This is a genomic window from Streptococcus sp. STR1/CE/0325 (assembly GCF_055386095.1).
Genome location: NZ_AP045018.1, coordinates 111,848 through 131,845, shown reverse-complemented (window position 1 = coordinate 131,845; position 19,998 = coordinate 111,848). Strand labels below are relative to the sequence as shown.

The 19,998-nt window shown below is 44.5% G+C and carries 16 protein-coding genes and 1 pseudogene; 1 reads left to right on the top strand and 16 read right to left on the bottom strand.

All coding sequences use genetic code 11. From position 1 onward, the window contains the following. Positions 1–13: 13 nt before the first annotated feature. From nrdD to mutS, 14 genes and pseudogenes are all read right to left on the bottom strand, one after another. On the bottom strand, positions 14–1,900 hold the full coding sequence (gene nrdD / locus ACZ49W_RS00700) for an anaerobic ribonucleoside-triphosphate reductase (RefSeq protein ID WP_464813435.1): 1,887 nt from the start codon (positions 1,898–1,900) through the stop codon (positions 14–16). Positions 1,901–2,022: 122 nt separating this feature from the next. Further along, on the bottom strand, positions 2,023–3,612 hold the full coding sequence (locus ACZ49W_RS00695; protein ID WP_464813434.1) for a glycosyltransferase family protein: 1,590 nt from the start codon (positions 3,610–3,612) through the stop codon (positions 2,023–2,025). 288 nt (positions 3,613–3,900) lie between these two features. Beyond that, positions 3,901–4,203, bottom strand: a complete 303-nt coding sequence (locus ACZ49W_RS00690; protein WP_464813433.1) for a DUF1292 domain-containing protein — start codon at positions 4,201–4,203, stop codon at positions 3,901–3,903. A 101-nt stretch (positions 4,204–4,304) separates the two neighbouring features. After that, entirely contained in the window at positions 4,305–4,724 is a 420-nt protein-coding gene (ruvX, locus tag ACZ49W_RS00685) for a Holliday junction resolvase RuvX (protein ID WP_464813432.1), read from the bottom strand. Then, positions 4,721–4,990, bottom strand: a complete 270-nt coding sequence (locus ACZ49W_RS00680) for an IreB family regulatory phosphoprotein (RefSeq protein ID WP_464813431.1) — start codon at positions 4,988–4,990, stop codon at positions 4,721–4,723. Before ACZ49W_RS00680 ends, ruvX begins: the two co-directional genes overlap by 4 nt. 141 nt (positions 4,991–5,131) lie before the next feature. Beyond that, positions 5,132–5,530, bottom strand: coding sequence for a transcriptional regulator Spx (spx, locus tag ACZ49W_RS00675; protein ID WP_464813430.1), 399 nt, complete (start codon positions 5,528–5,530; stop codon positions 5,132–5,134). A 303-nt stretch (positions 5,531–5,833) separates the two neighbouring features. After that, positions 5,834–6,875 (bottom strand): annotated as a pseudogene (gene recA / locus ACZ49W_RS00670) (recombinase RecA); the annotation flags it as partial. Positions 6,876–6,911: 36 nt separating this feature from the next. Continuing rightward, complete coding sequence (locus ACZ49W_RS00665; RefSeq protein WP_464813429.1) at positions 6,912–8,162, bottom strand: competence/damage-inducible protein A; 1,251 nt, start codon at positions 8,160–8,162, stop codon at positions 6,912–6,914. Positions 8,163–8,191: 29 nt separating this feature from the next. Next, the gene (locus ACZ49W_RS00660; RefSeq protein ID WP_464813428.1) at positions 8,192–8,731 is read right to left on the bottom strand and encodes a DNA-3-methyladenine glycosylase I; all 540 of its coding nucleotides are present in this window, start codon (positions 8,729–8,731) and stop codon (positions 8,192–8,194) included. Positions 8,732–8,741: 10 nt separating this feature from the next. Then, positions 8,742–9,332: a Holliday junction branch migration protein RuvA gene (ruvA, locus tag ACZ49W_RS00655; RefSeq protein WP_464813427.1), complete on the bottom strand. Its 591-nt coding sequence runs from the start codon at positions 9,330–9,332 to the stop codon at positions 8,742–8,744. A 2-nt stretch (positions 9,333–9,334) separates the two neighbouring features. Continuing rightward, the gene (locus tag ACZ49W_RS00650; RefSeq protein ID WP_464813426.1) at positions 9,335–10,561 is read right to left on the bottom strand and encodes an MDR family MFS transporter; all 1,227 of its coding nucleotides are present in this window, start codon (positions 10,559–10,561) and stop codon (positions 9,335–9,337) included. Positions 10,562–10,582: 21 nt separating this feature from the next. Beyond that, positions 10,583–11,803, bottom strand: coding sequence for an MDR family MFS transporter (locus ACZ49W_RS00645; RefSeq protein ID WP_464813425.1), 1,221 nt, complete (start codon positions 11,801–11,803; stop codon positions 10,583–10,585). A gap of 9 nt (positions 11,804–11,812) precedes the next feature. Further along, positions 11,813–13,735, bottom strand: coding sequence for a DNA mismatch repair endonuclease MutL (gene mutL, locus ACZ49W_RS00640; protein WP_464813424.1), 1,923 nt, complete (start codon positions 13,733–13,735; stop codon positions 11,813–11,815). A 97-nt stretch (positions 13,736–13,832) separates the two neighbouring features. Beyond that, a complete protein-coding gene (gene mutS / locus ACZ49W_RS00635; protein WP_464813423.1) occupies positions 13,833–16,367 on the bottom strand; it encodes a DNA mismatch repair protein MutS in 2,535 nt (844 codons plus the stop codon). A gap of 183 nt (positions 16,368–16,550) precedes the next feature. On the opposite strand from mutS, the gene argS reads away from it, so the two are divergent. After that, positions 16,551–18,242, top strand: coding sequence for an arginine--tRNA ligase (argS, locus tag ACZ49W_RS00630; RefSeq protein WP_464813422.1), 1,692 nt, complete (start codon positions 16,551–16,553; stop codon positions 18,240–18,242). 101 nt (positions 18,243–18,343) lie between these two features. Here argS and ACZ49W_RS00625 read toward each other — a convergent pair whose 3' ends face one another. Both ACZ49W_RS00625 and ACZ49W_RS00620 read right to left on the bottom strand, forming a co-directional pair. Further along, positions 18,344–18,988, bottom strand: a complete 645-nt coding sequence (locus tag ACZ49W_RS00625; RefSeq protein ID WP_464813421.1) for an SDR family oxidoreductase — start codon at positions 18,986–18,988, stop codon at positions 18,344–18,346. Positions 18,989–19,114: 126 nt separating this feature from the next. Next, positions 19,115–19,996 carry a YitT family protein gene (locus ACZ49W_RS00620; protein ID WP_464813420.1) on the bottom strand — a complete coding sequence of 294 codons (882 nt, stop codon included), beginning with the start codon at positions 19,994–19,996 and terminating at the stop codon, positions 19,115–19,117. Positions 19,997–19,998: the final 2 nt, after the last annotated feature.

Here is a 19,998-nt window from a genome sequence, read left to right as displayed (position 1 = left end):
CTTTCTATTCTATTTAAAGTGATGAGCTGTTCATGTGTTTGACACGCGCTGTAATTTCCTTATGCCTGCCTGCGACCATGGGACGTGCCTGCGGATTGCCTAAATAACCGCAGGTTCGTTTGACCACATCAACAGTCTTTGGATCGGTGTTGCCACAAGAAGGACAGCGAAAACCACGTGCTGTCGGCTCAAACTCACCTTCAAATCCGCACAACTCACAATGGTCAATGGGCGTATTGGTTCCAAGATAGCCCACCCGATCATAGGCGTAATCCCACACCGCTTCAAGCGCCTTAGGATTTTGTTGCAAAACAGGGTATTCACAATAATGAATAAAGCCTCCCGTTGCGCCTGCTTTGGGATAGTCTTTTTCAAAATCTAATTTCTCAAAAGGCGTTGGATTTTTCCTCACATCATAATGAAAACTATTGGTATAGTAGCCCTTATCCGTGATATCCTGAACCAAACCAAAGCGGTCTGTATCAAGCCTACAAAAACGGTCTGTTAAGCTCTCTGACGGCGTAGAATAAACGGAAAAATGATAATCATAAGTAGCTGAGCACGTCTCACAAAAGGACTTCATCTTTCGGATAATCTCTAGCGTCAATTCCTTAGCCGCAGCATCTTTTTCCCAATTAGGACCATAAAAAAGCGTCGCCACTTCATAAAGACCGATATAACCCAGAGAAATGGTTGCCCTGTGCTGATTAAACAAACTATCCACACTCTCATCATCACGAAGAGCTACACCAAAGGCACCATATTGGTACAAAATAGGGGCATTTTGTGGTTTGGCTTCCTTGACCCGTCCAATCCGGTAAACCAAAGCCTCCTTGGCTAAGTCCAGCAAATTCTCAAAATCCGACCAAAACACAGCCAAATTCCCCTTGGCTTTTAAAGCTAATCGTGGCAGATTGAGAGTCACGACTCCTAAGTTCATCCGACCAGCATTGACTTCCTTGCCATTTTCATCCTGCCAGCCTTGCAAGAAAGAACGACAACCCATGGGCACTTTGAACGACCCCGTCAAAGAAACAATCTGATCATAAGACAAGACATCTGGATACATGCGCTTAGTCGCACACCTAAGAGCTAGCTGCTTGATGTCATAGTTAGGCGAACCTTCCTCCAGATTTAGCCCACGCTTGAGGGTGAAAATCAACTTTGGAAAAATAGCGGTTCGCTTGCTCTCACCAAGCCCTTCCATGCGAATGGTTAAAATAGCTTTTTGGATCTCTCTTGAAAACCAATCCTCACCCAAACCAAATCCCAAGGACGTAAAAGGGGTTTGACCATTGGAGGAAAAGAGCGTATTGATCTCATACTCCAAACTCTGCATAGCATCGTAGATATCTTTTTTAGTCTTTTCATAAGCATAAGCCTCTTGCTGGTCCAAAGACACCCAACGCTTCGCCTCTTTTAGGTGCTTGTGAAAATTCATCTTGGCATAAGGCGCTAACACCTCATCCACCCGGTCAGCCGAACAACCACCATATTGTGATGAGGCAACATTGGCAATGATTTGAGCCATCTGAGCCGTGGCTGTTTGAATGGATTTTGGAGAAGTGACTTGGGCATTGCCAATCTTAAAGCCCTTTTCAAACATGCCCTTAAAATCAATCAAGCAACAATTCGTCATCGGAGTATAAGGGCTATAATCCAAATCGTGAAAATGCAAATCACCCGATTCGTGAGCTTCTCGGACGGCCTTTGGCAACTGGGCTAATCCGATGGCTTTAGCCACCGCCCCTGCTGTCAAATCGCGTAAGGTATGAAAGACCTGACTATCCTTATTGGCATTTTCATTAACCACGGCTTCTTCTTTTGCCATCAAGGCAGAAAGTTCGGATAGAATCGCCTCTTTTAAGGCTGGCTCTTGTTCTACATCTATTCTTGTCATCGCAGTTTCAGCCTCCTTTTCTAAAGCGCTTTGTTTTGTCATTCACAAAGTCTATTATAATACTTTCTCAAAAAAAATCAATATCTTGTGTTTCTTTTTCTTCAAAACACAAGATATTGATTTTACTTCAGCTGATAAAGGGTAAATTGGGTGATGCCATTCGTATCTACCTTTTGATAATGTTCTTTTAAATCACGTGATAGAGAATCAGGAAGGCTAATCTGTTGATTGATGACCAGATAGGTCGCCTTATTTTGCAAAAAGGCATCCTCTACGGCTGATTGATACTCGGGTAAGCTAGCATAAGTCGTCATCACACTAAATGGTGAACTGGATGGCAAACCTGTTTCTTGATACACTTGAGCACTGGTATTCCAGACAGATAAGGTCTGATTTTTCTTCACCTTATCGTTTAGTGTCTGAGCTAGAGCTGTCCGCTCCTCAATGAGATTGTAGCCTAAGACTTGTGGGATCAATTGTTGACCAAGGGCTAAGATCAAAAGCAGATAAGGCAAATACAGACACGCTCGCATCCAGCCACCAAAGGACGTCCACGTTACCGAAGACACTTGACGATGAGAGCTGCTCTGTCGTTTGCCCTTTCCTTGCACATAAAATGCAGTCAAAAGCAAGCTATACGGTAGGTAATCCAGTGCTTGGACTGGTGAGAAAGTTCTTGAACCTAAGGCATAGCCTAAAAAGACCAGAAGGAGGACAAAGAGCAAGATCTTAAGACTCTTTAAGGTGCTGGTTTCTCGCCAATGTGACCAAAACCCAAACATTCCAAATAGCCCACCCATCAGCACAAAGAGCAAGAGCTGATAGCCAAGACTAAAGAGTAAATCTTCATTTTGCACCGGTAAGGTGAAAAGGTGTTGACCGTAAGCCTGAGAAAGAGAAGGGGTCAAGATTTGGAAATTGAGAATAAAATACCCCACCCCATAATAGACCACAACCGCCCCTAGTAACATGGCAAGCAGGCGATAAACCCCTCTAGCCACTTGACGCTTGTAAAAAGAGTAACCTATCATCACAAGAAGCGACAAGCCCCAAACAAAAAGTGTTCGTGGTTCGATTAAAATACTAACCGCACTCAAAAGCCCATACAGGATAAAGGATTCGTCTGGTGTGTCTTGACTGAGGAATTTGGCCAAAAAATGCAAACCAATCAAGACAAAGGGCTGTGCCAACTGAATGGGATAGACCCCGCCAAATCCTAGAGTCGCATTAAACAGATAAAACAACAAGGTCCCTGCAAAAGCCAAGCTAGCTTGATTACTCAACTGGGCAAGCAAACGATACAGATACGTTCCTGAAACATAAAGGGCTAAAAATAAGGGCAAGAGCATCCAGAGAGAAGACCCCAAAATCTGACTCGCTGCTAACACCGCATAATACAAAAATCCACCTGTCGCAAACAAATCACTATAAGGAAGAAGGCTTCCCTTTGCAAACATCAAACCAGTATAGAGCTGCTCAGAATAGTTCGCTGTTTCCAGATGAAACACACTTGGTAAAACACCCAAAGCAGCCGCTAAAAGACTTGCCAACAAGAGATAAAACGGCTCCCAACCAGACGGTCGATAATGCATCCCCAAGCCTCTTGGGCGTTCGTGTTTTGTTGTTTCTTTGACCGGTCTTTGACGCTCCCTACGACTACGTCTATATGGTGAAGAAGGCACGTCAACCTTCTCTTCTTCATGTTCTTTCACATAGATACCTCATTTTCAATAATGTTCTTCTTCCAGTATCTCAAAATTTTAGCATTTCGTCAATTTCTTACAAATCCTAGCATATTTTTTAAGCTCTTTAAAGGTGTGATAAGTTTTTTTGTCATAATCTTTCAAAAACAAAGCTTCTTCTTGACTAACTGGTCTTTTTCTCATACTTTTCTATTCGAAAAACGATGGGAAAACCAAGTCCTCTCCTACTGCTATAAATATAAAAAAGAGAGAACCAAATGATTCTCTCTCTTTAAAAAGGTGTCAAAAAATTGACTGTTACCCCTCATCAAGGAAGCTGTTGAAGACTTCTTCGATCATATTCCATTCGTCTTCAGCATCTTCAGGAATAGGCTGGAGATCTCCTTCTGTACCGTCTTCATTTTCTGTGTAAGAGTAGGCTTGGATCTCCACTTCTTCGTCTGAATCACTCGCTCCAACAGGAACAAGTAAAACATATTTTTTCCCAAATTCTTCTTGACCATCGATGGTCATTAAGATTTCAAATAAACTTTCATTGCCTTGATCATCCACTAAGGTAATCACTTCGTGTTCATGATCGTGGTCGTGATGATGTGTCATGGTTTTCTCCTATCTTTGATGAGGATGTCCTCATTAGTCTTTGTTTTCTTCTTGATGTTCTTCTTCGTTACCGTGATGGAAAATCATAGCTGTCACCTCCTTTAAAATAAGCGGTCCAAATAACCTTGTAAAATCAGCTGAGCGGCTAACTTATCAATGACTTTTTTGCGTTTATTTCGACTCACGTCTCCTTGTTCAATCAAGAGACGCTCCGCTTCAACAGTCGTCAAACGCTCATCTTGATAGTCAACGACAAGACCAAAAGTCTCCTCGACTAACTTGCCGTAGGCTTGACTTGCTTCTACGCGCGGACCGCTAGTATTGTTCATGTTCTTAGGCAGACCAATCACAATCTTTTCAACCTGATAGCTCTTGATAATTTCACCTAAACGCTCTAAGCCAAAGATTTCTTTTTCCTCATTGATGGGAATAATCTCGAGGCCTTGGGCTGTAAACCCTAGTGGATCACTGATAGCCACACCGACTGTCTTTGAACCGACATCTAATCCCATGATTCTCATAAGTTGTCAATCCCATTTCCTTTGAGGTAATAGCGCACAAGCTCTTCAACAATCTCGTCACGTTCGTATTTGCGAATTTGATTTCTGGCATCATTATAGCGAGGAACATAAGCAGGATCCCCACTAAGGACATAGCCAACAATTTGATTGATCGGGTTATAGCCTTTTTCGTCCAATGAGCGATAGACAGCTGTCAAGGTTTCACTGATTTCCTTTTTGTTGCTATCATCTAATCGAAATCTTACGGTATCACTTGTGAATCCCATATATGTACACCTTCTTTCTCATGATAATCTATTCTTACATTATACCTTATGTTTCAACTTTACACAAGAAGAACCCTTTAAACGTAATCTTATTGTTACAAAGGAAAGAAGACCAGAGCAACTGATCTTCTTTTGTTCTTCTTACAAGGCAGCACGTAATCTCGCTTCTGCATTTTCAACATTACGAATCGAACGTGGTAGAAAAGCTCTGATATCGTCTTCTTTATAACCGACTTGAAGGCGCTTTTCATCAATCAGGATGGGACTTTTCAAAATCCGTGGATTTGCCTGAATAACATCAATAACCTGACTCACACTAAGGTCATCAATATTGCAGTTAAGTGCCTTAGCATAGCGGTTCTTGGAAGAAACAATGCTCTCCACACCACTTTCAGTCTTCATTAAGATATTTAAAATTTCTTCTTTGGTGAGGGGTTCTTTGGCCAAATTTTGCTCCTTGTAGGGCAATTTATGGGCATTTAACCAAGTCTTTGCTTTTTTACAACTTGTACAGCTTGAGATCGTATAAATTTTAATCATGTCCACTCTCACTTTCTTATCACAGTGCTAATATCATTATATCATATTTTTGTCAAATAGAAAGTAGGACTTTAGACCGATTTTAATCTTCCAAATCTAACTCGTCATCATCTTCCAAGTCGAGCTCTAGCTCATCAAGAACCAATTCCTCTTCATCTTGAGTATCGTCTGCTTCGATGTCCTCTTCGACTTCTTCTTTTTTCTTGCCTTTTTTGCTTGATTTTTTCTTGCCCTTATCTTCTCCAGCAGCTAGGGCTGTAGCTTCCTCATCAAGAAGATGGCCTTCTTTGGCAAGCGGTAAATCATAGTGTTCTCTGACCTTGTCATCAATTTCTTGGTAAATTTCTGGATGTTCCATCAAGTATTTCTTGACATTTTCGGTTCCTTGTCCCATCTTCTCCCCATTGTAAGAGTACCATGAACCAGATTTTTTGATAATATCAAGGTCAACAGCAATCTTAATCAACTCACCAGTTTTGGAAATCCCTTCGCCATACATGATGTCAACCAAGGCTTCCTTGAAAGGGGGAGCAATCTTGTTTTTCACGACCTTAATCTTGGTCTCACGTCCTAGACGAACACCTTTTTGTTCACCAGTTCCTTCGATTTTATTGGTCGTACCACGGACATCTAGACGCACAGAAGCATAAAATTTGAGCGCCCGACCACCTGGTGTTGTTTCTGGACTACCAAACATGACCCCAACTTTTTCACGCAACTGGTTGATGAAAATGGCAATGGTCTTGGTCTTATTGATCGATGCAGAAAGTTTGCGCATAGCCTGACTCATCATCCGAGCTTGTAGGCCCACCTGACTGTCCCCAATGTCACCATCAATCTCAGCACGTGGCACCAAGGCTGCTACCGAGTCAATCACGACCAAATCTACCGCTCCTGAGTCAATCAACTGCTCAGCAATCTGTAAGCCCTGCTCTCCAGAGTCTGGCTGTGAGAGGAAGAGGTCTTTGATATTAACTCCGAGCGCTTCTGCATAGGCTGGATCAAGGGCATGCTCCGCATCAATAAAGGCTGCAATTCCACCTTGTCTTTGTACCTCTGCTACGGCGTGGAGGGCAACGGTTGTCTTTCCTGAACTTTCTGGACCATAAATCTCAATAATCCGTCCTTTAGGATACCCCCCTGCGCCAAGGGCAATATCAAGCGCCAAGCTTCCTGAACTGATGACCTTGACCTTTTGCTCCGCACGGTCCCCAAGACGCATGATCGATCCCTTACCAAAGTCCTTTTCAATGCTAGCTAGGGCTTTATTGAGCGCTTTTTCTCGCTCTTCTCCGTAACGTTTATAAATCTCTTCTAATTTTTTTGGTTTTTTCTTTTTAGCCAATCTTGTCTCCTTTTCTTGCGAAAACTTATCTAGTTATTATACCATATTATCCTTGGATAATAAAGCCCGACGTACGAGGTCAAAGCCTTCCAAAACAGCAATCTCACGAAGGATTGACCGAGGCCTAGAACCCAGCTCCAGTCGCTTTGCAAACACCTTATCTCGAGTGGCTAGACCTAGATAAACTGTACCAACTGCCTGACCTTCTAGCTCATCTGGACCAGCTACTCCCGTCAGCGACAGGGCGAAATCTGCTCCTGTTTTTTCCCTTGCCCCTTGGGCCATTTTTTCTGCGGCAAAAGAGCTCACCACACCATGTTGCTTCAAGCCTTCTAGAGGAACCCCCAACATTTTGGACTTTTCTTCCATGCTGTAAGTAACAAAGCCACCTTTAAAGACCTGAGAAGCTCCAGCTTGAGCGACCAATGTCGCTTGAAACAGTCCTCCCGTTAGGCTCTCAGCAGCACTCAAGGTTTTGCCCTCTTTTACCAAAAGCTGATAGACCACCTGAGCCAGACTATTGTCCTCACCATATCCGTAACAATACTCTCTAAGCTTTCCTCTAGAGAGAATCGCCTCCTCTAAAGCATCTAAACGCTCATCAGCAGCTCTTTGATGGCTAGCTTTTGTCGATAGGCGTAGGGTTACTTCACCTGTCTTGGCGTATGGAGCTATGGTCGGATCTACCTGGTTCTCAATCAAATCAGCAATCTGGGTAACTAAGGCGCTCTCTCCAATCCCAAAAAAACGCAAGACCCTTGAGTAAAGCGGCCGATCGCCACTTAACAGAGGCATCAAGGAGGCACGTACCATCGGTTTGAGTTCATTTGGTGGTCCAGGTAAGACCACATAAGTCCGCCCTTTTGCCTCTACTAAACCGCCAACGGCTAATCCTGTTGGATTGGGAAGGGGGATACTACCTTCCAGTAGCTGAACTTGCCGATAATTGTTGGCGCTAAAGATTTTGTGGCGGCTTTCAAAGAAAGATTCCATCTTTTCTTTACTCGCTTCATCCATGACCAAGGGTCTATCTAAAAACTGGGCTAGGGTCTGCTTGGTCAAATCATCATCCGTTGGTCCCAGCCCCCCGCAGAGGATAATCAGGTCGCTGCGCTCTTTTGCGATCTGCAAAACCGACAATAAGCGCTCCTTATTATCCCCCACAGCGGTTTGAAAATACACATCAATCCCCAAATCCGCTAGTCTTTCTGAGAGAAACTGACTATTGGTATTCGTAATCTGACCAGTTAGAATCTCCGTCCCAACCGCGATGATTTCTGCTTTCATGACGACCTCCTACTAGATTATTCGTTTTTTTAATAAAATGTATCCTTGGTTTGATAGCTACAATCCGCTGCATGCCCATTAAAGGCTCCAATCGCTTGCAAGAAGGAAAGGGCAGTTGTCGGACCAAAGAAAGACATGCCTCTTTTTTTCAAGGTTTTAGCTAATTGCTGGGCAACTCTTTCTTGGGATTCTCCCTCCTGCGCTTTTAAAAAGGACACCAGATAGGCATCAAAACTGCCAAACTCTTCTTGCAGTCCTTGGATGACTTGCGCATTGGTAACAGTGGCTGCTAATTTTTTTCGGTGGCGAATGATATTAGGATTCTCTAGCAGCTCATCAATCATGCTACTTGTCATCTGCGCCACTTGGTCAATGTGATACTGATGAAAGGCCAAGCGAAAGCTAGATCGTTTCTTAAGGACTGTCAGCCAAGATAGACCTGACTGGTAGGTCTCAAGACAAAGGCTCTCAAACAAATGGCGATCATCATGCACGATCTTGCCCCATTCATCATCATGGTAGGCTTGATACAAGGGGTTATCTAGCGGGACCCACGCGCAACGTTTCATGCTGCCTCCTTTATTTCATCAACATTTTAAGAGCAGACTTGACATAATACTCCGATGTCTCATCTGTCCCTTCAAAGAACGTTTTGATTTTCTTGATTTCTGCTGCCTTATAACCCAAAGCAAGCAGAGCCTCCATGGCTTCTTCAAGAGCGAGATTGGTGCTTGGTCTAGCCTGCTGGGTCGGCTGATTTGCCCCTAAGTCTAGCGGCATCTTGCCTTCTAAATCTAAAATCATCTGCTGAGCTGTTTTTTTCCCAATTTTAGGAAACTTAGTGAGGTAGGTAATATTTTTATCTGCAATCGCCTGCACCAACCCTTCATGGTCATCGGCTGCGATAATAGCTAGAGCAGACACAGGTCCAATCCCTGAAACAGAAATCAAACGTAAAAAGAGGTCTTTTTCCTCTTGACTAGTAAAACCATAGAGCAACTGAGCGTCCTCACGCACCACTTGATGGGCGTAGATTAGAACATCTTCACCAACACGACTGGCATAGACATAGGGATTAGCCACATGAAAGAGATAAGCAATGCCACCTACCTCAAGAATCAAGAGATTGGCACGTAAGCCCACAATTTTTCCTTTAAAATATTCGTACATGATTACTCCTTAATTCCATGTATTTTGGCTGAATAAAGGGTCAAGCCAAGCCCTATCACGACCACGAGGGCAAAGAAGAGTTGGACACCTAAACTCCCCACCCAAGCACTCAAGCTCAGCATGCTACTGGCTAACATAGCACCTAGAGGATAAAAGATACTTAAAAAGCCCGTGTATGACCCAATTTTATTGTCATCCATCATCTCCACTCGAAGCACCTGACTAGCTGGGACATTAATCATCTCCCCAAAGGTGTAAATGACAGTCGCTAAGGAAATCCAGTAAAGGGTCTGACTATTCATAGCCATCACAAGACCCAAGCTAAAGAGCGCCACACCTAGGATATACTGAGGAAGCAGCTTCATGCGCTTGGTGGCTTTTTCGACCCTGGTCATCAAAAGCACCACCATGATGGTGTTAATCATAACCGATAAGCTCAACATCTTAGGTCCTGTAATAGTCCATCCAAACAGCGAAATAGACTGAAAGCTTTTGGCAAAATGATAGGGCAGATAAGCATCAATCTGTTGATACATAAAGGTCAAGCTGGTACTCCCCAAAGCGTAGAGCAAAAAGATACGATCCTTCATGACCTCACCATAATTTTTAAAGACTGCCTTGAGATTCCCTCCATGCTCAAAGGTCATCTGGCTAGGCTTGGTCTCCTGAAAATAATAATGCACAAAAATATAGCGAAAGAGAGCAAAAAAAGCATAGACAACCAAAAGCAAAAAGAAATGCTGCTCATAAAACAAACCAGCCACAGCTGACCCTAACATAACAGCAATATTGGTCAACCAATAACTGATGGTATAAACATAGCGACGATTGTCCTCGGTCGTCAGATCGATAATCATGGCGCTGTAAGCAGGATAAGACACACTAAACCCGACATTGACCAACAAGAAACCAATAAAAGCCAACTGAGGAAGTTGATGGTCTGGAATATTACTAAAAACAGCAAGGATAAAACCAAAGAGCATGCTCAGGTTTGCCCCATCTAGCATAGCCTTTCTCCCCCAAGCGTCTGCTAGATGCCCACCATAAAGGGTAGTGAGGAAATTGACCACCTGCACCACCATCAGTAAAATCCCAGCCCAGACGGCACCAAAAAAGTGGCTATAATAAAGCGCCATAAAGGGGAAAATGCTACTAGATAACAGGGTCGATAAAAAACTAATGCCTTCTTGTATTTGAATTTGTTTGGGTAATTGAAAAAATGCCTTCATTTAATTCTAATATTCCTTTCTTTATGAATGTCTGTGCTTAACAGCGTAGTAGGTCGCTAGATAACCTAAACACACAACGAGGATAAAAAAGAGCACCGCACCAAGGCTTCCGACCACACCACTAAGTGAGACCATCAGACTAGCAAGGATTTTCCCAACGGGATAAAACATCGCCAAAAAGCCTGAATAAGAACCGATTTTATCCTCCTTCATCATCTCAATTCTAAGCACTTGACTGGCAGGGACATTGATGATTTCCCCCAAGCTATAAAGCACCGTTGCTAAAATGAGGGGAATAAACTGGTCAAACATCATGGATAAAAACATGCCAAAAGAAAAGCAAAAAAGCCCTAGACTGTACTGAACAAAGAGAGGAAGACCTTTCGTCTTCTGACTGATAACAGTCATCAATACCAGCACCATCAAAGTATTTATCATGACTGAAAGACTCAGCATCTTAGGACCTGTGATGGTCATCCCAAAGACCTGCGTCACCTGAAAGGTCCGCTCAAAATGAACGGGCAAATAAGCATTGACCTGCTGAAAGATAAAGGCTAGACTGGCACTCCCCAAGGCATAGAGCAAGAAAATGCGGTCTTTTACAATTTGACCATAATTGCGAAACAAAGACAGCACGCCATGTCCGTGTTCAAACACCAACTCATCTGGCTTGGTTTCTTCAAACTTGAGCCAGACAAACAGGTATTTGAACAAGGAAATCACGCCCATGACAAGCAACAGCACGAAAAAATGCGCCTCATAAAATAGACCAGCGAGGGCTGAGCCAATCATAATGGCCAGATTAACCAACCAGTAACTAATGGTATAGACATAGCGGCGATTGTCCTCTGTCGTCAGATCAATCACCATGGCACTGTAAGCCGGTGCACTAAAATTGGTCATGCTATCAATCAACAGAAAACCAAAAAAAGCTAAGACAGGCATGGGATGATGGGGTAAGTTGGTCAAAATAGCCAAGAGATAACCCAAAGCGGTCAAGAGATTCCCTAAATCTGCCACCTTTTTTCGTCCCAGGCTGTCGGTCAAATGCCCGCCGTAAAGACCAGCTAGAAAGCCAATCACCTGCGTCAGCATGAGCAAGATACCCGCCCAGACTGCTCCAAAGTAACGGCTATAATACAGCGCCATAAAAGGAAAGACACTGCTTCCGATGACCTTGGTCAAAAAATTGATTCCTTCGCGCCACTGGATTTGCTTGGGCAGTTGAAAAAATGCCTTCATTCTTGCCTCCTAATACTTGCCCAGTTCTCTAAGGCTGGTGTGATTTTCCTGAATACGACGGAACATCTTTTCCATATCGCCCTTGGAAAAATGTACCAACACCGGTCTGCCGTGGGGACAATTATAGGGATTTTGACACTGGGACAGCTGAACTAAGAGATGGCGCGCAGAGTGTTCATCAAGGCTATGATTGGCCTTGATGCTACGCTTACAGGACATCATGATGGCCAGGTCTGCTCGGTAATCCTTGATGGACACCTGATTGGTCAAAAGCAGCATGTCACACATCTCATAGACCCCCGATTCGATCTCTTCTTCCTTAAACCAGATGGGGTGCTCACGCAGGATAAAGGTCTGGTCGCCATAAGGCTCTAAATGGATACCCACTTGGTGAAGTAGGGGCATTTTTTCCTGCAAGCGCAGGGTATCTGCCTTTGAGAACTCAAACAGATAAGGAACCAAGAGCTGCTGGAGGCTATTATCTACCTCACCGATTTTTTCACGGTAGTATTCATACTTGACCCGCTCTTGGGCTGCGTGTTGGTCGATGATGTACAGCCCTTCTTTGCCTTGGGCAAAGAGGTAGGTCCCGTGCATTTGACCAAAATACTCCAATTCTGGAAAGGTGGAGTTGCCTTCTTGTTCCAAACGTTCTCTTAGCCTAGACCACTTGGCCTTGTCTAGCTTCGATAAGTCTGGATGCTCCCTATCCTCTAGCTCATCTTCCTTGCGACTAGCATAGTGAAGATGGTCTGACACAGGGGCGGGTAGGGGTGCTGAAAAGACCTCTTCAATCTCAGGTGCTTTTGGCTGGACGAAAAAGTCCCCCTTTTCCTTGTCATAGTAAAGCCCAGAAGCCTGTAGCGACAGACTGGTTTGTTCAGGTTTATGGGTTCTTCTGGTGCTTGATTTGGCGAGATTTTCTAGAGCGTCTGGGATGAGTTCTTGCTGGCTGAGACTTTCTCTGATTGCTTGACTAATCAAGGTGGTCAATTCTTTTTCTTTGGATAGTCGCACCTCCTGCTTGGTCGGATGCACATTGACATCCACCAAATAAGGATCCAACTGAATATCGATGACCGCAAGCGGAAAACGTCCCACCATGAGTTTGGACCCATAACCATCTAAGATGGCACGATTGAGCAGAAAATTTTTGATGTAGCGGCCATTGATTAAAAGGGTCACATAAGAGCGATTAGCACGGGTCAACTCGGGCAAACTCACATAACCCGACACCTCAAAATCTAGGTCAGAAGCGCTAATTTCAACCATCTTTTTAGCCGTTTGTAGCCCGTAGATCCCAGCTATGGTCTGGCGCAAATCCCCACTGCCACTGGTTTTGGTCAGCTCTTTTCCCTCACTGATTAGGGTAAAGGCAATCTCTGGATGGGCTAGCCCCAGACGATTGACCACATCAACAATATGACTGAGTTCGTTTTGCAAAGTCTTAATGTACTTGAGTCTGGCTGGGGTATTGTAAAACAAATCTTGGACGGTAATGCTGGTTCCTCTCGCCTTTTTGATGGGGGTTTGTGATTGGATATCTCCCCCTTCAGCTACCAGCTCTAGCCCTTGGCTTTGCTCTTGGGTCGCTGTTTGAATCGTCAGCCGACTCACCGAAGCAATAGAGGGCAAAGCCTCCCCTCTAAAGCCAAGGGTCTTGATGCGAAAGAGATCCGCTTGGTTCTTGAGCTTGCTGGTGGCATGGCGCTTCAAACTAAGAGGCACATCCTCAGCCAGCATGCCTTCGCCGTCATCAATGATTTGGATGGACTTTAGCCCTGCTTCTTCGATGCGAATGGTAATGGCGTGACTGCCTGCATCAATGGCATTTTCCAACAATTCCTTGACCACACTGGCAGGTCGTTCAATCACTTCTCCTGCTGCAATTTGGTTGGCCAATACTTGAGGGAGTTCGATAATATTTGCCATGCTAACCTCCTGTTTCTTTATTCTCCATTATATCACAAATCCCTGATAAGGACTGACAATGCAAGGGATAAAAAAGGGGACACCTGCCCCTTTTGTCTTATAAATCTTGTTTTAATTGATAGAGTAAATTCATGGCCTCCATGGGTGTCAATGCCAAGACATCAATAGCTCTTAGCTTATCTAACACCGGATGGTCAGCTGCTGCTTCATCAAATAAGCTGATAGGCTCAAAAGCCTTGAGCTCCTGCTCTTTGTCTGACAGAGGTGACACACTGGCTGCCTGACCTTCCAAATCAGCCAGAATCACATCTGCTCGCTCAAGCACAGATTGCGGCAAGCCTGCAATCTTGGCCACATGTATGCCGTAAGATTGGTCCGCAGGACCTGGCTTAATCTTATGCAAAAAGATGACCTCCCCCTTGTCCTCAAGGGTCGCCACATGCACATTGACCAAACCACTCAAAACCTCATCAAGAGCTGTCAATTCATGATAATGGGTAGCAAACAAGGTCTTGGCCCCGATCTCATCGTGGATATACTCGATGATGGACTGAGCCAGCGCCATCCCGTCATAGGTCGCAGTCCCTCGACCCAACTCATCAAAGATAATCAAGGAATGCTTTGTCGCCCGCTTGATAGCTTGATTGGCCTCCATCATCTCCACCATAAAGGTGGACTGCCCAGAAATCAAATCATCCGCTGCCCCGATACGGGTAAAAATCGCATCAAAAATCGGCAAATCCGCTGAAGCCGCTGGGACATAAGATCCAATCTGTGCCATGATACTGGTCAGAGCTAGCTGGCGCATATAAGTCGATTTACCACTCATATTTGGCCCAGTGATCAGCTGTAACTGGGTTTTTTCCTCAAAGACAATACTATTTGGGATATATTCTCTCGTTCCCATCACGCGCTCTACCACCGCATGCCTGCCGTCTTTGATGGCAATCGCATGCCTTTGATTGAAGCTAGGCCTTACGTAATGATAGGTTTCAGCCACCACTGCTAAGCCCTGCAAGACATCGATGGTCGCGATTTGCTTAGCCAAATCTTGCAGGCGTTGGATATATTTTTCCACCTGCGCACGAATACTCATAAAAATATCGTATTCTAAACTGGACAATTTTTCCCTAGCTTCTAGCATGTCCCCTTCTAACTTAGCGAGCTCTTCTGTCCCGTAGCGTTCAGAATTTTTCAACGTGGCTTTTCTAAAGAAATGCTCAGGTACCGCAGACAAGTAGGAATTGGTCACATGAAAATAGTAGCCGTCCTTACGATTATAGTCAATCTTGAGGGTGGGAATACCACTTCTCTCTTTTTCCTTGGCTTCTAACTCTGCGATCCAACTCGTCCCCTCACGCAAAATCTGACGGTAATAATCCAAACGCTCATCAAAGCCTGCCTTAATGATGTCACCCTCGCTCAAGGTGGTCGGAGCATCTTCTGAAATGGATGAGAAAATCAAACTCTCAAGCTCTGGTAAAGCGTCCATTTGCCCAGAAAAATCTAGCAAAATCTCGCTATCAAAAACCTCCAAAAGTGCCTTAATGACAGGAACTTGACTAAGGGTTCTGCCTAACTGCAAGAGGTCCTTAGGTGTTGCCCGACCAAAAGACACCCGACTAGCCAAACGCTCAATATCATAAACCCCTTTTAAGCTCTCGGTCAATTCACTCCGCTCAAAAAAATGCCCCAAAAAAGAGGTGATAATCTCCTGCCGCCAAATGATGGCCTCAGCACTGACCAAAGGGTGGTTGATCCAAGCCCGCAAAAGACGGGTCCCCATAGCTGTCTTGGTTTCATCTAGAAGCCAGTAAAGACTGCCCTGCTTTTTCCCTGTCCTAGCATTTTCTAGCAAATCTAAGCTCGACTTGGTGGCATAGCTCATCTGCAGATAGTCTTTCACCTCATAGTGACTGAGGGCCTGTAAATGGAGCAGATCACGTTTTTGTGTCGTCTCGATATAAGCAAGGAGCTTACCAGCAGCGAGGCGCTCCACCTCTGAAATATCAGCTGGAATGAGGTTGGACTCTTCCCTAGCCTCTGTTTGAAAAGACAAGACCAGATTCATCTGTTTGGTCAAGACTTCCTCTTCCTCTGCGCTTAAGGCACATCCTACGACCACCTCACGCGCCTTGAGATTAAGAATTTCACTTCTCACCATGGAAAAATCAGCTAGATGGGTACTAAAAAACTCGCCCGTTGACACATCCATATAAGCTAAACCATAGCGCTCTTTCCATCGATCGATGGCAACGAGAAAATTATTGTACTGACTATCACTCGTAGCAGTCCCTGGGGTGATGACCTGCACCACCTCACGCCTGACGACCCCAATAGCTTGCTTTGGGTCTTCCATTTGCTCAGCAATAGCCACCTTGTAGCCAAGTTCAACCAAGGTATCAATATACTGCTGCGCCGAGTGGTAGGGCACACCTGCCATGGGAATGGGATTCTCCGCATTTTTATTGCGACTGGTTAGGTTGATCTCTAGCAACTGGGCTGCCTTTACCGCATCCTCATAAAAAAGCTCATAAAAATCGCCCATCCGAAAAAGCAAAAAGGCATCGGGATAGTCTTGCTTAATCTCCAAATACTGTTTCATCCCTGGAGAGAGGGTTTCTTTTGCCATAGGACCTCCTGTTTGCTGTGACAAAAAAAGATATGAACAAGCGTTCTACCTTTGTTTCTTGCGTCTTTGCTTTCCATTATACCTTATTTCAGCCAAAAAAGACAGATTTTCCCTGCCTCTTCCCTCGTTTATTCTCAAAGAATATGGTAAAATAAGGTAACAATATAAATTGAGGAGAGACTTATGGATACCAAACACGTCGTTGCCCAAAAACTCCATCAAGTTCTACCAGAACTGGATGAAGCAGCTATTTTAGCCCTACTTGAAAAACCAAAATACAAAGACATGGGAGACATCGCTTTTCCAGCCTTTAGTCTTGCTAAGGTCATGCGAAAGGCTCCCCAAGCTATCGCTAGTGATTTGGCTGAAAAAATTGATACCGCTGGATTTGAAAAAGTCGAAGCAGCTGGACCTTATCTTAACTTCTTCCTAGACAAGGCTAGCATCTCTAGCCAAGTCCTTAGTGATGTGATCGAGCAAGGAACTGCTTATGGCTCTAGCCAGCAAGGTCAAGGAAAAAATATCGTTATTGACCTTTCTAGCCCTAATATCGCTAAACCCTTCTCTATCGGACACTTGCGCTCTACCGTTATCGGAGATAGCCTATCTAACATTTTCCGAAAACTTGGCTATAACACCGTGAAAGTCAACCACCTCGGTGACTGGGGCAAACAATTTGGTCTTTTGATCGTCGCCTACAAGCTCTGGGGAGACAAGGCAGCCGTTGAAGCCAATCCTATCACAGAATTGCTCAAACTCTATGTGCGCATCAATGAGGAAGTCAAAGAGCACCCAGAATACGATGATGAAGCGCGTGCTTGGTTCTTAAAACTCGAAAATGGCGACAAGGAAGCGACCGAATTATGGCAATGGTTCCGTGATGAGAGCCTGGTTGAATTCAACCGCATCTACAAAGAACTTGATGTGACCTTTGACAGCTACAACGGTGAAGCCTTCTACAATGACAAAATGGATGAAATCATCGATATCCTCACCGAAAAGAACCTCCTCCACGAATCAAAAGGCGCACAAGTCATCGACCTTGAAAAATATGGAATCGAACACCCTGCTCTCATCAAAAAATCAGACGGTGCTAGCCTTTACATCACTCGTGACTTGGCTGCTGCCCTCTACCGCAAACGTACCTATGATTTTGCCAAATGTGTCTATGTGGTCGGTCAAGAACAATCTGCTCACTTCAAACAACTCAAGGCCATCCTGTCTGAGATGAACTATCCTTGGAGTGAGGACGTGATTCACGTTGCTATGGGACTCGTGACCAAGAACGGTCAAAAACTCTCCACCCGTAAAGGGAATGTCATCCTGCTTGAGCCAACCATCCAAGAGGCTGTCAACCGTGCCCTCACTCAGATCGAAGCCAAAAATCCTAACCTACCAAACAAGGAAGAAGTGGCCCACGCTGTCGGAGTCGGCGCCATCAAATTCTACGACCTCAAATCTGACCGCCTCAACGGCTATGACTTTGACCTTGATACCATGGTGTCCTTTGAAGGGGAAACAGGTCCTTACGTTCAGTACGCACATGCACGGATTCAGTCTATTCTCAAAAAAGCAGACTTCAAACCAGATATGACTGCCGCTTACAGCCTCAATGATTCAGAAAGCTGGGAAATTATCAAACTTCTCCAAGATTTCCCACGCATGGTAGAACGTGCAGCTAGCCTCTACGAGCCATCTGTCATTGCCAAGTTTGCGATTAGCCTCGCCCAAAGCTTTAACCGCTACTACGCCCATACCCGCATCCTAGATGAGGACCAAGACCGCAATAGCCGTCTCGCCCTCTCTTATGCTACCGCCCAAATCCTCAAAGAAGCCCTTAGCCTTCTCGGCGTAGAAGCACCAAACGAAATGTAAAAAAGACACCATCATAGCTGTAAAGCTGTGGTGGTTTTTATCACCAAAATCAAAAATGAGAGAAAGCAGCAGCTTTCTCTCATTTTCTTTTTTAAAGCCATTTACATAAAAGCAGGCTTATCCCCATCACTGCCCGGTTTATCGATTCCGATATTCTCACGAGAATAGAGCTCTGGATGTTTTGCGATTTCAAGAGCAAGGGCAGCCACACTGCGTCTTGAGATTTCTGTCCCCTTAAACGGCTCATCACGCAGGGTAACCTCATAATCCACCTCAGGAGCATTTGTCAACCAAGCTGGGCGAATAATGGTGTAGTCAAGGCTAGATGCCTCAATCACACGCGCCGCTGCCCGATATGGTGGCAGATAAGGGCCAATCATATCTGCGTTCCAACGACCAAAGGCACCTGGAACCTCATCTAAGATACCAAGCGTGGTCACAAAAGCAAGGCGCTTGACCCCTGCTTCTGGCATAACCTTGACCAAGGTCTTAGCAAAAGCCTCCATCTCCCCTGCTAGGCTGGCAAAGACAAAATCCACACCAGTAAGCGCAGGCAGAAGAGCTGCCTCATCACTGGCACTGCCTTCAAAAATTTTCACTCGGTCGCCTGCCAAATCAAGGTCTAAATCCGCTAATTTTTTCGCATTTCTCAAAAACAAATGCAGTTCTGCATCGGTTTCTTTCAAAAAAAGAGCAATAGCTTCCATCCCAATCCGACTGCTGGCACCAACAATAGCAACTTTCATATTCTTCTCCCATCACAGATTTTTTTACTATTAAGAGTTATTTTATCTGTTTCTTCCATTCCTGTCAAGAAAAATGCAAATCCTTTCACAAGAAAATGCTTACCGAAAATCGGCAAGCACTTTTTGTTATGATTCTAGTTTTCCGTAATTTTTTCTAAGGATATTAAAATCCGAACTCACTACCTCATCCACCTCTAAAACGGAGATAAAGGCATCTGGATCGTAGTCTGCCACGATGCGCTTGACATCCCTGACTTCACTCGGGTTTAGCACCACGTAGAGGACCTTGTGGGGATGACCAGAATAAGCCCCCTCACCTTGCAGGTAAGTGACCCCACGATTGATCTGAGTTAAAATCTCAGATGCAATCTTCTCAGACTGCCTACTAATGATAATCATACCACGGATGGTGTAACCACCATTTTGAATAATGGTCACAATCTGACTAAAGACAAAGCTGGCAATCAAGGTATAAACCATGTGACGAATATCAATATAGGTCAAGGACGCCAAAAGAATCACAATATCTGCTAGCAACAGGGTCTGACCAATCTGAAAGCCGGTCTTTGCCTCCACGACCTTAGCCACAATATCCGTTCCCCCTGTGGTCCCACCGTAGCGAAAGACCAAGCCAGAGCCAATCCCTGCAAAAATCCCAGCCAAAAGGGCAGCAATCAAAAAGTCATGTTCCAAATCCACAGCGACCGGTACCCGCTGCCAAATCCAGATAAAAACAGAAAGCAAAACTGTCCCATAAATGGTCAAAAGCAAGGACTTACGCCCAAAGGTCTTAGCACCAAGAATAAAGAGAGGAATATTGATAAGTAGCGAGCTATAAGCAGGATTGATGCCAAACAAAGAGTAAAGAATCAAGGTAATCCCTGACACGCCACCTTCTGCTAAGTGATTGGTCATGTTAAATTTAACAAAGCCAAAAGAATAAAAAGCAACCCCAATAGCGATAAACATTAAATTTTTTAGCGATAATTTTGGCTCATGGTGTGTCATAG